This window comes from Dyella sp. SG609 (assembly GCF_012275375.1).
Classification (GTDB): domain Bacteria; phylum Pseudomonadota; class Gammaproteobacteria; order Xanthomonadales; family Rhodanobacteraceae; genus Dyella_D; species Dyella_D marensis.
On the sequence record NZ_JAAZQJ010000010.1, the window covers coordinates 1 to 14,849 of the forward strand.

At 66.3% G+C, this 14,849-nt stretch carries 8 protein-coding genes; 3 read left to right on the forward strand and 5 right to left on the reverse strand.

Translation table 11 applies throughout. The annotated features are described in order from the left end of the window. Positions 1–248: 248 nt before the first annotated feature. The 3 genes from FHW85_RS16760 to FHW85_RS16770 form a co-directional block, all read right to left on the reverse strand. Positions 249–896: an oxidoreductase gene (locus tag FHW85_RS16760; RefSeq protein WP_168649011.1), complete on the reverse strand. Its 648-nt coding sequence runs from the start codon at positions 894–896 to the stop codon at positions 249–251. Between the two features lie 78 nt (positions 897–974). Continuing rightward, a complete protein-coding gene (locus FHW85_RS16765) occupies positions 975–2,624 on the reverse strand; it encodes a M28 family peptidase (RefSeq protein WP_168649012.1) in 1,650 nt (549 codons plus the stop codon). 110 nt (positions 2,625–2,734) lie between these two features. Continuing rightward, a complete protein-coding gene (locus FHW85_RS16770) occupies positions 2,735–5,323 on the reverse strand; it encodes a TonB-dependent receptor (RefSeq protein WP_168649013.1) in 2,589 nt (862 codons plus the stop codon). A gap of 692 nt (positions 5,324–6,015) precedes the next feature. Here FHW85_RS16770 and FHW85_RS16775 point away from each other — a divergent pair. Genes FHW85_RS16775 through FHW85_RS16785 form a run of 3 tightly spaced genes read left to right on the forward strand, consistent with a single transcriptional unit; the run spans position 6,016 to position 8,724 of the window. After that, the gene (locus tag FHW85_RS16775) at positions 6,016–6,630 is read left to right on the forward strand and encodes a rhomboid family intramembrane serine protease (protein WP_167252088.1); all 615 of its coding nucleotides are present in this window, start codon (positions 6,016–6,018) and stop codon (positions 6,628–6,630) included. Between the two features lie 25 nt (positions 6,631–6,655). Further along, positions 6,656–8,017 carry an amino acid permease gene (locus FHW85_RS16780; RefSeq protein ID WP_168649014.1) on the forward strand — a complete coding sequence of 454 codons (1,362 nt, stop codon included), beginning with the start codon at positions 6,656–6,658 and terminating at the stop codon, positions 8,015–8,017. A 14-nt stretch (positions 8,018–8,031) separates the two neighbouring features. Then, the gene (locus tag FHW85_RS16785; protein ID WP_168649101.1) at positions 8,032–8,724 is read left to right on the forward strand and encodes an aspartate/glutamate racemase family protein; all 693 of its coding nucleotides are present in this window, start codon (positions 8,032–8,034) and stop codon (positions 8,722–8,724) included. Between the two features lie 956 nt (positions 8,725–9,680). Here FHW85_RS16785 and FHW85_RS16790 read toward each other — a convergent pair. After that, positions 9,681–12,542: a TonB-dependent receptor gene (locus tag FHW85_RS16790; RefSeq protein ID WP_168649015.1), complete on the reverse strand. Its 2,862-nt coding sequence runs from the start codon at positions 12,540–12,542 to the stop codon at positions 9,681–9,683. A 297-nt stretch (positions 12,543–12,839) separates the two neighbouring features. Continuing rightward, the gene (locus FHW85_RS16795) at positions 12,840–14,810 is read right to left on the reverse strand and encodes a prolyl oligopeptidase family serine peptidase (protein WP_168649016.1); all 1,971 of its coding nucleotides are present in this window, start codon (positions 14,808–14,810) and stop codon (positions 12,840–12,842) included. Positions 14,811–14,849 lie beyond the last annotated feature (39 nt).

Below are 14,849 nucleotides of genomic sequence, written 5' to 3' on the forward strand. Positions count from 1 at the left end.
GCGGCTGCGGTAGTCTGATTAACCTGGGTCTACACGAAACGGCAGTGCGTTTACGTAGCGGGTGCTTCAACGTGCCGTGGCGAAGAGGATGTTCAAGGACTGAGGCCAGCTTTTGTTCTTCGTTCCTGCTTACCTCACGCCACCACCCCTCTCCCCTCCGGGGAGAGGGCAGGGTGAGGGGTCGGGCGGAGCGTAACGCCTGTTGTTCCTTGGGCCGCTTGGGCGCTATTCGCCCGCGATGACGCAGGTCAGCTTGCCCGACCCAAGCGCCGCAACTCATCCGACTCGACAATCCGCACTCCTTCGCCCGCTTCTCGCGCCAATTTCCACAACGCGCGCGCAACCGTCTCCACGTGAATCCCGCGCCATCGTCCGGGCAACAGGCGCGACAGCGGTCCCGCGACTGCCTCGCCCAGGCGGAACTCCTTGCGTGGTCCCAGCAGCAGAGATGGGCGGACGATGGTCAGCCGTGGCCAGTCTTGTTCGATCAATGCCTGTTCCAGCTCGCCTTTGACCTTCGTGTAGAACGTGCGCGACGTGGCGCTCGCGCCGAGCGAACTCATCACCAGGTAATGCCGCGCTCCAAGCTTGCGTGCGCGTCGCGCCACGGCCAGGGGCAGGTCGTAGTCGGCCATGCGGAAGGCTTCGCGGGAGCCGGCCTGGGCGATGGTGGTGCCGAGGCAGCAAAGGGCTACGTCCAGCGGCGGCTGCAGGGTGGGGAGGGTGCGGTGGAGCATGCCGATGGGGTTTTCCAGCCGGGGCGCGCGTGGCAGGGCGTGGCGGGTGGGGGCGAGCACGCGGGCGACGGCGGGGTCGGACAGGAGTTCGCGCAGCACGGCGCCGCCGGTGAGGCCGGTGGCGCCGGCGAGCAGGACATGGAGGGGCGCAGCGGTCATGGGTGCGGCATGGAGACCTGACGCACACAGCTTGCCACGCCGCATCTTTGCTGCGCGTAACGCGGGCGGACCGAAACGCTAGCGCGCGACCACCGTCACAGGGCGGTGGAAACTCGCGGTCGGCTTCCACTGCGGATAGGTGGTTTCGGTCGACAGCTTGCCGCCGACCATGAACAGCGCGCGCAGGTCTTCCACCAGGCCGCGCAGGTCCCAGCTCGGCGCGGTGCCGGCGGGCGGGGCGCTGGCGCTGGCCGCGAGGTAGTCGCCGTAGCGCTTGCGGCCGGCGGCGTCGCCGCCGTCGCGCAGGTCCAGGCCGGAGCGGGCGTAGAGCACCGGCACGCCGCGCGTGGCGAAGCTCAGCGCGTCGGAGCGGAACAGTTCCATGCCGGCCTGCTCGTCGCCCGAGCGCATGCGGCGGTGCTGGCTCTGCAGCGCATCGGCGAGGTAATCGTCCAGCTGCGACTGGCCATAGCCGAGCACGTCCAGGTCGCGGCTCGGCCCCAGCCACGGCAAGGCGTCGAGCTGGATTTCCGCCACCGTGTGCTCCAGCGCCACCGGCGGATGGTCGACGTACCAGCGCGAACCGAGCTGGCCGGATTCCTCCATGGTCAGCGCGACGAACAGCACGCTGCGATGCGGCTTGGGTGCGCGGTGCGCGAAGGCCTCGGCCAGTTCGAGCAGGCCGGCCAGGCCCGCCGCGCTCTCGGCCACGCCGTGCAGCGACTGGCTGTCGCGCGCATCGGGGTGGTTCCAGTGCGCGGTGTAGACGATCGCATCGCCGGGCTGCTTGCTGCCGTTCATGCGCGCGATCACGTTGGGCGACATGCCCTGGCTGATGCTGCTCTGGAATGCCAGGCTGGCCTTGGCCGCCAGCGTCAGCGCGCGGAAGCCGCGCCGGTGCGCGGCGGCGCGCAGCGCCTGGAAATCCTGGCCGGCGCTGGCGAACAGCCGGCGCGCGGCGGCATCGCTCAGCCAGCCGGCGATGGCGGGCGCTGCATTCGCATCGCCGGGCAGGGTGTACCAGGGGCTGCTCCAGTGCTGGCGCACCGCGGTCCATGGATAGCCCGACGCCGCTTCGTCATGCACCACGAACACCGCCGCCGCGCCGTGGCGCGCGGCCTGCTCCAGCTTGTAGCGCCAGGAACCGAACAAGGTGGGCGTGCGGCCGTGGAACAGCGCCGAATCCTGGCTGCCCCAGCCGGGGTCGTTGGCCAGCAGCACCACGGTCTTGCCCTTGACGTCGGCGCCGGCGTAGTCGTCCCAGTCCTGCGCGGGGTCGTCGATGCCGTAGCCGGCGAACACCACCGGTGCATGTTCGATCGCCGCGTTCGTATGCTGTGCGGGCGAGTTGGCCACCATGTCGATGCCGTAGGCGAGCGACAGCGGCTGCGCGCCGCCTTCGATCTGCAGGGTCATCCGTTCGGGATGGATCACGCTGCCGCGCACATAGGGCACGTCCTGCGTCCACTTGCCATCGGCGCCGGGCTGCAGGCCCATGCGCTGGAACTGCGCGATCAGATAATCGACGGTATGCCGCTCGCCAGCGCTGCCGGGCGAACGGTCGCGCAGCGCGGGCGTGGACAGCGCGTGGAAATGGACGGCCAAATCCTCCGGCATGATGCCGGGTGAAAAGTTCGCCGCGATCTCGCCGTCGCGCGACGACGACGCATGCTGCTGGCAAGCAGCAAGCATGGTGCTTAGCACAACGATGGATAGAAAACGGCGCATTCCCCCGGCTCCCTGTAAGGGACCGGCAGGACTGTAACCGCGCCGCGGCCCGCTGAAAACGCGCAAGTTTTCGCGTTCAGCAGCGGGCGCGGCAGCTTCATGCGATCGGCTTAGAAACGATAGTCCGCGCCGACGTAGACATAGCGTCCGCGCGGATCAGCCTGCGTCAGGTCGTAGTAGGTGTTGGACGGATCCCACGGCGGACGGCGGTTCTGCAGGTTCTGTACGGCGAGCGTGAGCGTGGTCTTGGGCAGGCCGGTGTAGGCGATGCTCAGGTCGAAGGTGCTCCATGCTTTTACGCGCTCCGGATACGCCGGCGTGAGGCGGTTATCGGGGTTCTGCTGGTAGCCGCCCACGTAGTACCAGGTCAGCGTGCTGGCGAAGTCGCGGTAGCTCCAGGTCAGCCCGGTGCTGCCGCGCCACTTCGGCAGCGAGCCGAAGATATTGGTGCCCGCGCCGTTCACCGGTGCATCGCCGGCCACGCGCGGCTGGCTGTACCTGAGCAGGCGCGTCCAGTTGCCGTCGAGCGCGAAGTCGCCCGCGTTCGCCGTGTGCAGTGCCTGGTGGAAGCTGAGGTCCACGCCGTCGGTGGTCAGGCTCTGCTGGTTGCGGTACTGGTTGGTGATGATGCTGATGCGTCCCTGCGCGTCGCGCTGCACGCGCGGGTCCTTGCGCTGCACCAGGGTGGCGTCGTCGTCGGGGCCGATGATGCCGCGCTGCACGATGTGGTAGTAGTCCGCGCCGAAGCTGGTGTCGGCACTGGGCGAAATCACGAAGCCGCCGTTGTAGTTCTCCGAGCGCTCCGGCCGCAGCTTCGGGTTGGCGGCGAAGACGTCGGTATAGCCGCGGCGCTGGCCGGGCGTGACCGGATCGTAGGGATCGACCACCGTGCTGTAGCTCACCGCGGTGCTCTGGGTGATTTCCGGCAGCGACGGCGCGCGGAAGCCGCGCGAGTACGAGCCGCGCAGCAGCAGCCAGTCCAGCGGCTGGTAGCGCAGCGAGAACTTCGGTGCGAAGGCATTGCCGAAATCGCTGTAGTGGTCCAGGCGCCCGGCGATGCCGGCTTCCAGCGTGGCGAGAATCGGCACGTTGAATTCGGCATAGCCGGCGTGCACGTCGCGCGAGCCGCGGATCACGTCGATGGCCGGACGCAGCTCGGAGCCGGACAGCACCGCCTGCGAGGTGCGCGAATTGATCGACTCGTTGCGGAACTCGTAGCCCGCGGCAAAGCCCACCGTGCCCGCGGGCAGGTCGAACAGTTGCGTGCTGGCGGTGGCATTCACCGCGGTGAGGCGCGATACGGCGGGGCGGATGGTGGACAGGCGCAGGGCCTCGATCGCCTGCTGCGAATGGTTGTTGGCGGCGAAGTTGTAGCCGCCATTGGCCAGCAGCGACTGGAACGCATAGCGGTTGCCGAAGTTGGTGACGTATTCCTTCAGGCTGCTCTCGGAATGCTCGGCGGAGACATCCCAGTCCCATGCGCCGGTACGTCCTTTAACGCCGCCGAGGAAGCGCGTGAAAATGGTGCGGTCGCGCTTGTTGCGCTGGCCCACGTCCCACAGGTTGGTGTTTACCGGCGTCGGCACGCCATTGGGGTTGGCGGGGTTGCCGGCCGGCAAGGTGGTGTCGATGTTCACCAGCTTCTGGTTCGCGTTGTCCCAGGCGCGCAGGCCGCTGCCGATGGCCAGCGGTCCGCTGAACACGAAAGCGGCGTGGCTGCGGCTGTAGATCGCCTCGCCATAGGCGTCGATCTGGTCGGTGAGTTTCACCGTCGCCTTCAGCACGGCGTGGTAGCGCTCCACGCCGGGAATCAGCGAGGTGTACTGCGCCGGGTTGTAGGCCCAGGTGTCGCCGCTCTTGCCGGACGTGATGGCGCCGTAAGGCACTTTGCGCACCGGGCCGACGGCGCTGGCAAAGCCCTGGGTGGGATCGTTGTTGTAGTAGTTGGTCGGCGTCCAGTTGAGGCGGCCGCCCGGCTTGTCGCGGAAGTCGTTGCCGCGCAGCCAGCTCACGTCGTCCTGGTTGAGCTGCGAGCTGCGCGTGCCGTCCAGCGCGAAGAACACGTTGTAGCCGTCCTTCTTCAGGTCGCCCTGGCCCAGCAGCAGATGGAAATTGTTCGAGCGCTGGCCGGTGCCTTCGGTGCTGCCGCCCACGTTGGCGCCGACTTCGGCGCCCTGGTAGTTCTGCTTGAGGATGATGTTGACCACGCCGGCGATGGCGTCCGAGCCGTACACCGCGGAAGCGCCGTCCTTCAGCACTTCGATGCGCTCCACTGCCGTCAGCGGCAGCGCGTTGAGGTCGACGAAGGTGTTCTGCAGTTCGTAGGCGGTGGCGTAGTTGGCCACGCGCTTGCCGTCCACCAGCACCAGGGTGTTCTTCTGGCCCAGGCCGCGCAGCGAGATGCCGGCGGTGCCGGCGGAGAAGCTGCCGGTGAGCTGTTCGTTGACACTGTTGCCGGTATTGGCGGAGATCGAGCGCAGCAGGTCGGGCAGGGTGGTCTTGCCGCTGCTGCGGATCTGTTCGGCGGTGATGGCCTGCACCGGGCTGGGGCCTTCCAGGTCGGTGGTCTTGATATTGGAGCCGGTGACGCTGACGGCTTCGAGCTGGGTGGCCTTCTTGTCGTCGGCCTCCTCCGCGTGCAGCGGGGACAGCGCGAGCGCCGTGGCAATGGCGAAGGGAAGCAGGCGGATCGTGTTCATGGCGGGAAGCATTCCTGTAGGCGCAGCCGTCCCGGCTCCTGGCCAGGTGCGATGGATGCGCGGGATGCAGCGGGGGAGCTGCGTTCGGGGGATCGCCGTGGGGACGGCGTCAATGGCGGCGCGGGAAAACGCCTAGGGTCGCGGGATCAGCCGCAGCGACACATTCGACAGCAACGACAACAGCAGCCTGTGCCGGCGACGGCATGGCGGTGTCGTGGCGAAGAGGAGAACAGCGGGAAGTGCATCGTGATATCCGGCCCGGCGGCGTCCGGTGGACGCTGGCTTGCTTGGGGATTCCGGACTGGCGCCCGGCAACAGGGAAAGCGCGCGATCAGCAACAACAACAGCAGCAACACATCGCGCACATGCGATGCGTGGTGCTGGCGAGCTGGCGGTAACCCTGGATGGTCACGAGCGGTGGCATTCCTGCTGGGGACGGAACGGCGCGTTGGGGGTTCGGCCGTATGGACGGCTATTTGTGCATCGCCGCGCGGCGATGTCAACCCGAGGTGACGATGCGCGTTCGCCGCCGGCGGCGCAAAACGGCTGCCGGCACGCGGCCGGGCCGCGCCCCGCAAGGTTCCCCGGATGGGTGCGGCGAGTTGTCGCAGGATGTTGCGCCGCGCCATCGGGCGCCGATGGCGGCGCCCCGGCTCAGCCGCTACCCTTGGCCGTTGCCCACGGAACCGCCCATGTTCTACGACCTCGCTCCGGTAACCCGTAACCTGCTGATCGCCAACGTGGCGGTCTTCCTGCTGCAGCAGCTGATGCCTTCGCTGCTGGTGCCCCTGGCGCTGTGGCCCCTGGGCAGCGGCTACTTCCAGCCCTGGCAGGTGGTGACCAACGCCTTCATGCACGGCGGCTTCCTGCATCTGTTCTTCAACATGTACGCCTTGTTCATGTTCGGCAGCCAGATCGAGCGGCTGCTGGGCACGCGCAACTACACCATCTATTACTTCGTCTGCCTGATCACCGCCTCGCTCCTGCAGCTGCTGTGGCTGCGCTTTATCGAGCAGGATTTCCAGACGCCGACGCTGGGCGCCTCGGGCGCGATCTTCGGCCTGCTGCTGGCCTTTGGCATGCTGTGGCCGCACGAGAAGCTGATCCTGTTCCCGATCCCGGCGCAGATCCCCGCATGGCTGTTCGTCTCCGGCTACGCCGCGCTGGAGCTGATCTCCGGCGCCACCGGCTGGGCGCCGGGCATCGCCCACTTCGCGCACCTGGGCGGCATGCTCGGCGGCTTCGTGCTGCTGCAGTACTGGCGCGGCAAGCTGCCGGTCAAACCGAAGCGGCGCTTGATGCGCTGACCTTTCCACCTCGCGGTTCTTCTTCATGACTCAGCACCTGCAGCGCCGGCTCACCCCGCGCCATATCACCTTCATGGCCCTGGGGATGGCGATCGGCGCCGGCCTGTTCCTGGGCTCGGCCAATGCGATCAACCTGGCCGGCCCCTCGGTGCTGTTCGCCTACCTGTTCGGCGGCGCGATGATCTTCATCATCATGCGCGCGCTGGGCGAGATGGCCGTGCACGATCCGGTGGCCGGGTCCTTCAGCACCTATGCGCACCGTTATCTGGGTCCGTTCGCCGGTTATCTCACCGGGTGGAACTACTGGATCCTGATGGTGGGCGTCGGCATGGCCGAGAGCACGGCGGTGGGCATCTACATGCGCCAGTGGTTTCCCGACTTGCCGCAGTGGATCTGGGTGTTCGGCAGCGTGGCGATGATCGGCGGCCTGAACCTGATGGCGGTGAAGGTCTACGGCGAGATGGAATTCTGGTTCACCCTGATCAAGGTGGTGACGGTGGTGCTGATGATCCTCGGCGGCGCCGGCATGATCTGGCTGGGCTGGGGTAATGGCGGCCAGCCGGTGGGCTTGTCCAACCTGTGGGGGCATGGCGGCTGGTTCCCGCACGGCTTTACCGGCATGGTGCTGGCATTGCCGGTGGTGGTGTTCGCGTTCGGCGGCATCGAGACCATCGGCATGGCGGCGGGCGAGGCCGCGCAGCCGGAGCGCACCATTCCGCGCGCGGTGAATTCGGTGCTGTGGCGCATCCTGATCTTCTACGTGGGCGCGCTGTTCGTGATCATGGCGATCTACCCGTGGAACCAGCTCGGCACGCAGGGCAGCCCCTTCGTCACCACCTTCGGCAAGCTGGGCATTCCGCAGGCGGCCGGCCTGATCAACTTCGTGGTGATCACCGCGGCGCTGTCGGGCTTCAACAGCACCACCTTCAGCGGCAGCCGCATGCTGTACAGCCTGTCGACCAAGGCGCAGGCGCCGGCCTTCCTGGGCAAGGTGAGCGAGCACGGCGTGCCGGTGCGCGCGGTGCTGGTGACGCTGGCCTGCCTGGTCCTGGGCGTGGTGCTGAACTACCTGCTGCCGGAGCGCATCTTCGCCATGATGATGTCGATCCTGGCGTTCAACACGGTGTGGACCTGGATGATGGTGCTGATCGCCCACTTCAGCTTCCGCCGCCGCTACGGCGCCACGCAGTTCCCGCTGCGCGCGTGGCCGCTGACCAGTGTGGTGTGCCTGCTGTTCCTGGCCTTCGTGCTGTTCATGCTCGGCTACAGCCCCGACACGCGCGTGGCGCTGTACGTGGGCGCCGGCTGGGTGGTGCTGCTGTCGCTGGCCTACCGGTTTCTAGGCATCGGTGCGCGGATGCGCGCGCTCGGCCCGCAGGCGGCATGAGGATGGAACGCCGCCTGCGCACGGTTGGCCTGATCGGCGGCATGAGTTGGGAATCGACGCTTGCCTACTATCAGTTGATCAACCGCGGCGTGCGGGAGCGGCTGGGGCCGCTGCGGTCGGCGCGGCTGCTGCTGGACAGCCTGGATTTCGGTGAGATCGAGGCGTTGCAGCGGCAAGGTGACTGGCATCACGCGGGAGAGCTGCTGGCCGCATCGGCGCGGCGGCTCGAGGCCGGCGGCGCCGAGGCCATCGTGCTGGCGACCAACACGATGCATAAGGTGGCTGATGCCGTGGTGGCGGCGACGGCGTTGCCGTTTTTGCATATCGCGGATCCGACGGGGGCCGCGCTGCGCGCGGCGGGGTGTCATCAGGTGGCGTTGCTGGGTACCGCTTTTACGATGGAACAGGAGTTCTATCGGGAGCGCTTGCGCGCGAGGTATGGCATTCGGTGCCTGGTGCCCGACGAGGGGCAGCGGCGCGAGGTGCATCGCATCATCTACGAGGAGTTGTGCGCGGGGGTGGTGCTCGATTCCTCGCGGCAGTTTTATCGGGAGGTGATGGTGGATTGTGCTGCGCGCGGGGCGCAGGGGGTGGTTCTCGGGTGTACCGAGATTGGGTTGCTGGTTGGGCGGGAGGATAGCCCGGTGCCGCTGTTTGATACGGCTGCGTTGCATGCAGCGGCCGCTGTGGATTTCATGTTGGGGTGATGGTTGTGATCCCGGTGTAGGCCGGGATCCTTTTGCTGTATCGCCTGGTTTTTGCGTTACCGCGGACTGGCCGCTTATGCAGCGGGCATTCCGGACGCCTGCCGGCGCCCGGGTCACTTTCTCTTTGCTGGCCCAAAGAGAAAGTAACCAAAGAGAAATGGCCTCAAGTCAAAGGCTCGCGACGCGACTAGAAGGAGCAGTGGGCGGCTGCGGTAGCCTGATTAACCTGGGTCTACACGAAACGGCAGTGCGTTTACGTAACGGCTTCTTCAACGTGCCGTGGCCGAGAGGACGTTCAATGACTGAGGCCAGCTTTTGGGCTTAGCTCTGTCCGTTGCGTAAGCGTACGGCGTAGGTTGGGGTGAGCCGCAGGCGAACCCCAACACCCGCACCTTCCCGCGCCTCGCCACGTTGGGGTTCGCCTGCGGCTCACCCCAACCTACCCTTGTGTGGCGGGGTGTAACGCTGCGCTCCGCCCGAACCCTCATCCGCCTGCCGGCACCTTCTCCCGGAGGGAGAAGGGTTCAACCTGAGAAGCTGAGGTAAAACGCACCGCTCAAGCTGGCCTCAGTTCTTGAACATCCTCTCGGCGACGGCACGTTGAAGCACCCGCTACGTAAACGCAAAGTCGTTTCGTGTAGACCCAGGTTAATCCGGTTACCGCAGCCGTCCACTGCTCCTTCTAGTCGCGTCGCGAGCAGTGGCTCTCAGGCCATTCTCTCTTTGGTTACTTTCTCTTTGGGCCAGCAAAGAGAAAGTGACTCGGGCGCCGGCAGGCGTCCGAAATGCCCGCTGCATAAGCGGCCAGTCCGCGGTAACGCAAAATCCAGGCGACACAGAAACTGGATCCCGACCTACGCCGGGATGACGAGCAAAGAGCGCCCCGCGCGCCCAAAAAAAAGGGGTGGACCCGAAGGCCCACCCCCACAAAACAAAAATTCCATCCGCCTAAGCGATCAGAACTTCTGGTTATACGACACGTAGAAATAACGATCGATATCGAACGCCGGATTGTACGGCGGGCTGCCGCTGCCGAAATTCGTCACGTTGTAGTAGTAGGGGCTCTTCTTGTTGAAGATGTTGTTCACGCCAACCGTGAACACACCCTTCCACGGCGCCGTATAACGCACCTGCGCATCGTTGAACGCCAGCGAACCCTTGCGGCTCACGCCCACGCCCACCAGGCCGGGGGCCACGTAGGTCGGCATGTTGCACTCCATCGTCGACGTGTAGCAGCTGTCCTTCAGGCCGGAGAAGTAACGCACCGTCCAGCTCGCGCCGAACTGCTTGTAGTCCCAGTCCAGCTGCAGGTTCGAGCGCAGGCGGTACAGGCCGGTAATGCCGCCGTTGAGGTTGCCGGCGCCGTCGGTCATGAAGCCGACCGCGTTCACCGCCGGAGCGCCGGGGCCGCTGACCGTCTCGTACTTGGTCAGGTAGGTGCTGTCCGAGGCGATGCGGAAGGTGCCGAAGCTGGTCTGCGGCAGGCGGTAGTGGATACCGACGTCGTAGCCCTCGGTCTTCAGCGTGCCCAGATTGGACAGGCTCTCGTTGAGGTTGGTGATCACGCCGTTGGCGCTGCGGCTGAAGCGGTCGCAGAAGGACGAATCGTTCTGCACGTAGCAGTAGTTCAGGATGCTCGACGCGGTGACCGAGGTAATGATGTTCTTCACGTAGATGTTGTAGTAATCCACGGTGAAGTCCAGGCCGGACACGTAGTGCGGGCTGTACACGAAGCCGATCGTGCGGGTGATCGACTGCTCCGGCTTCAGGTTCGGGTTGGAGCCCGAGATGAAGGGCGTCGCGGTCTGGCCGCCGGTGTTGTCGGTGATCGGCTTGCCGGTGCCGTTGTCGATCTGGCGATAGTTCGCCGGCACGCCGGCGGCGGCGCAGCGGGCCGCCACGGTGGCATTGCTGCCGGCGGCGCCGATCACGGAATCGCACGGGTCGACGAAGCTCTCGAAGCTCTGGCCGCTGCCGGCATAGAGATTGTCGATGGTCGGCGCGCGGAAGCCTTCGGCGTAGGTGCCGCGGACCAGCAGGTCCTCGAACGGGCGCCAGCGGAAGCTGTACTTGTTGTTGGTGGTGCTGCCGAAGTTGCTGTAGTGCGAGTAGCGGCTGGCCACGTTCACGCCCAGCTCCTGCGCACCCGGCAGGTCGCGCAGCAGCGGCACGTCGAGTTCGAGGTAGGCCTCGTTGACGATGTAGGCGCCGTTGGTCGGGTTGCTGGCCAGGTTGGTGGTCAGGCCGGCCGAGTCGCCCGCGTCGGGCCGGAAGCTGCCCTTCTCGCCGCGGTGCTCGATGCCGCCGGCGATGCTGACCGTGCCGGCCGGCAGGTCGAACAGGCCGCCGGTGAGGTTGGCGCTGAAGTCGTCGGTCTTGCTGGTCTGGCGCGCGGTGCCGATGTAGTTGATGTAGTTCCACACCGAGGCGGGCGTGCCGCCCGGGCCGGCCAGGATGTTCCACGGCACGCAGCCGGCGGCGCGGTCGGCGGCGCTGGCGCAGGCGACCTGGCCATCGACGATCGTGGTCGGGCCCAGCGCCTTCTGCGCGTTAGGCAGGTAGAAGTTGCCGGAGGAGACCTGGCGGACCTTGGTCTGCGAGTAGGTGTAGGTGGCGTCCCAGTTCCACTCGTGGCCGAGGAAGTTGAAGAAGCCTTCGGCGCCGACGTCGATGTGCGCGAGCTTGGACTTGCTCCAGGTGTCGCGCGGCTGCTCGACGGTGCGGCGGTAGAAGCTGGTCGCCTGGCCCGGGAACGGGTTGTAGGCGTTGTTCGGGTCGATGGTCAGGCCGGTGTTGCCGGTCTGCAGCGGGTAGCCGGACAGCTGGCTTTCGGTGTCGCGCACGCTGTAGCTGGCCGAACCGCGCAGGGTCACGTTGTCGGTGAGCTTGTAGCGGTCCTGCAGGAACAGGTTCTTCAGCTTGGTGCCGGCGCGGAAGGTCATGTCGGCCTGCGTGTTGTACAGGTCGCTCGGCGCGCCGGTGAACGGGTGGTAGTCGGCGAAGTTCGCCGGATTGCCACCGCGGTTCAGGATGTAATCCTGGCCGTCGGCCGGGTTGGTCACGCGGCCCCACGGACCGCCGCCCAGGCTGTCGTCGATATGGCGCGGGCTGTTGGAGTAGCGCGTTTCGGCGCGGTCGCGGTTCCACATCGGCTTGCTGTCCTGGTAGGCAGCGCCGAGGATCAGCGAGTTGTTCTCGGTGTTGTGGCCCCAGGTGAAGTCGACGTTCTTCTGCTGGCCGTCGCCCTTCTCGTTCTGGCCGTAGTAGGCGTTGACTTCGGCGCCTTCGAAGCGGTCGCGGGTGATGATGTTCACCACGCCGCCGATGGCGTCGGAACCGTAGACGGAAGACGCGCCGTCCTTCAGCACTTCGATGCGCTCGATCATCGAGACCGGGATGGTCGACACGTCGGTCAGGCCGCCCAGGCTGGTGCTCCAGCGGCGGCCGTTGACCAGCACCAGGGTGCGGGTCGAACCCAGGTTGCGGATGTTCACGTAGCGGCCGCCGACGTCGGCGCCCGACGACAGCGTGTCCTGCGGGGTGATGTCCGGCGTGCCGGCGGACGGCATGCGGGCCAGGATGTCGTTGACATTGGTCAGGCCGGTCGACTGGATCGCCTGGCGGTCCATGGTGAAGATCGGCTGCGAGGTCTCGACGTCCACGCTGCGGATGCGCGAGCCGGTGACCGTGATGGTGTCCAGGCTCTTGGCCTTGGACTGGTCGGCGGCGGGAGCGGGGGCGTCCTGGGCGGCGATGGACCAGGTCTGCAGCAGGAGCGCTGCGGCGATGGCGGTAGCCAGCAGGGTCTTTTGCTTCATTGTTATAGGAACTCCGAACAAAAAATAGCCAGCCGCCAGCTACTTAGCGCTGGTCGCCTGGATATCTGGGATGGCGCGTCCCACGGGGGGAGTGGACGTGCCCTGGCATCGCCGAAGCCGGGGAGCAGGCGATGTAAGCCCGAAGTTAAAACAAGGTGACAGCTTCCTGCAACCTTACTGTCGCGTCAGCTTTGTCTTCGTAAGTAATTGCAGACATTCGTTTTGGGCCGGGCCAAAACGAGGAAAGGGCGCCGTGGCGCCCTTTCCCGTGTCCTGCTTTCGTCAGTTCCGCGACAGCTATTTGGCGGCCACGTCGGCCTTCGGGCCGATGTATTTGTCCAGGAAGGACTGCAGCGTGTTGTAGAACTCGATGTTGTTCTTCTCGGTGTAGAAGCCGTGGCCCTCGCCGGGCTTGGACAGCCACTGGTACGGCTTGTGCGCGGCTTCGAGCGCGGCGCGCATGGCCTTGGCCTGGGCGAACGGGGCGCGCTGGTCGTCCTCGCCGTGCACCAGCAGTACCGGCACGTCGATCTTGTCGGCCAGCTTGTCGGGGGAGTTGGCCGCCAGGTCGGCGTCGTTCTTGCCGATCACCGTGCGCAGATAGTTGCGGCCACGCTTGTTGGAGCCGATATCGCCCTTGTTGTACATCATGTCCAGGTCGTAGATGCCGGCGTAGCCGACCGCGCACTTGAACAGGCCCGGCGCACGGATGGTGGCCATCATGGCCGAGTAGCCCCCGAAGCTGCCGCCGTAGACGCAGATGCGCGAGGGGTCGGCATAGCGCTCTTCGATCGCCCACTTCACGCCGTCGATCAGGTCCTGCTGGATGCGCGTGCCCCACTTCAGGTAACCGGCTTCCTTGAAGTTCGCGCCGCGCCCGCCGGAGCCGCGGTAGTTCACCTGCAGCACCAGGTAGCCGCGGCTGGCCAGGAACTGCGCGTCGTCGTCGTAGAACCAGGTGTCCTGCACGTCGTGCGGGCCGCCGTGCGGCACCAGCACCATCGGCAGGTTGGCTTCCTTGGAGCTTTTGGGGAAGGTCAGGATCGCTTCCAGCTCCAGCCCGTCGCTGGCCTTGAAGCGCACCGGGCGGCGCTCGGCCATCTTGCTCGGATCGATCCACGGTGCGGCGTCGAACAGCTTGCGCACTTTGAAGGTCTGCGTGTCGATCAGCATGTACGAGCCTGGGCTGCGGTCGCTGCTGACCGAGAACAGCAGCTGGCTGCCGTCCTCGCTGTAGTTGATGAAATCCACCACCTGGCCCGGGAATTTCTGGCTGAGCGCCATATGTAGCTTGGCCGCCGGCAGGTTCGGGTCGATGTAGATCGGCTTGGGCAGGCCGGTCATCGGGGTGGCCGCGAACGGCTGGTTGGGCAGGGCGGTCCACTGCAGGGTGCCGATACTGCCGAAGTCGTCCTTGGCCAGGTCGTGGCGGCCGCCGCCGTTCTCGTCCTGCTCGACCAGCTTGCCCGGGCCGCCGTCGGCGCTGAAGCTGGCGTAGATGCGCTGGCGGTCCGGCGCGAAGCTGATCGGCGCGAAGCTGGCGCCGGTGGCCTGGCTGCCGAGCTTGGCCCAGGCGTTGTTCTCGCGGTGGAACACCACGAAGTTGTAGTTCTCGTCGCGGCCGTAGGCGAAGTGCGCCAGGCCGTCCGCGCCGGTCATGAAGGTCATGTCGCCCACGCCGATGTCGCCGATCAGCTGGCGCGTGTTCTTCTGCGCGTTGACGTCGTAGAGCGAGCTCTGGTTCTGCACGTCCCAGTCCTGCGCGCCCATGTAGAAATGGCCGTTGGCACGCTCGGGCAGGCCGTCGATGGAACCCCAGCCGCGGTCGGTGCCGCGCGTGGCGGAACGGCTGCTGGCCTTGCTGTCGTAGCCGTAGAGGTAGTCCTGGTTCTTGCCGTTGAAGTCGGTGGCGATGATCTCGCCGGTGGACAGCGGCTTGTCGATCGAGCCGAACTGCTTGCCCTTCTCGATCACCAGGCGGGTGGGGCTGACCCAGACGATGCTGGTCGGCAGCTCGTACTTGGGCATGCGCAGCATGCTCACGGGGTTACTCATGTCGCTGACCTGGTAGACCATCAGCGCGTGGTTGTCGCCGTCGTCGGTATCCACGCGCACGGCCACGTACTTGCCGTCGGGCGACAGGCGCGGCATGGAGATCTGCGGATGGCGGGCGAAATCCTCGACCGGGATCAGGTCGGCGGCCAAGGCGGCCGCGGGCGCGAGCAGGCAAAGCACGGACAGCGCGGTCCGCGCGAAATGAAGCGACATGTATTTTCCCCTGTTTGGTGGCTCCCTTGCCGGGCCGGT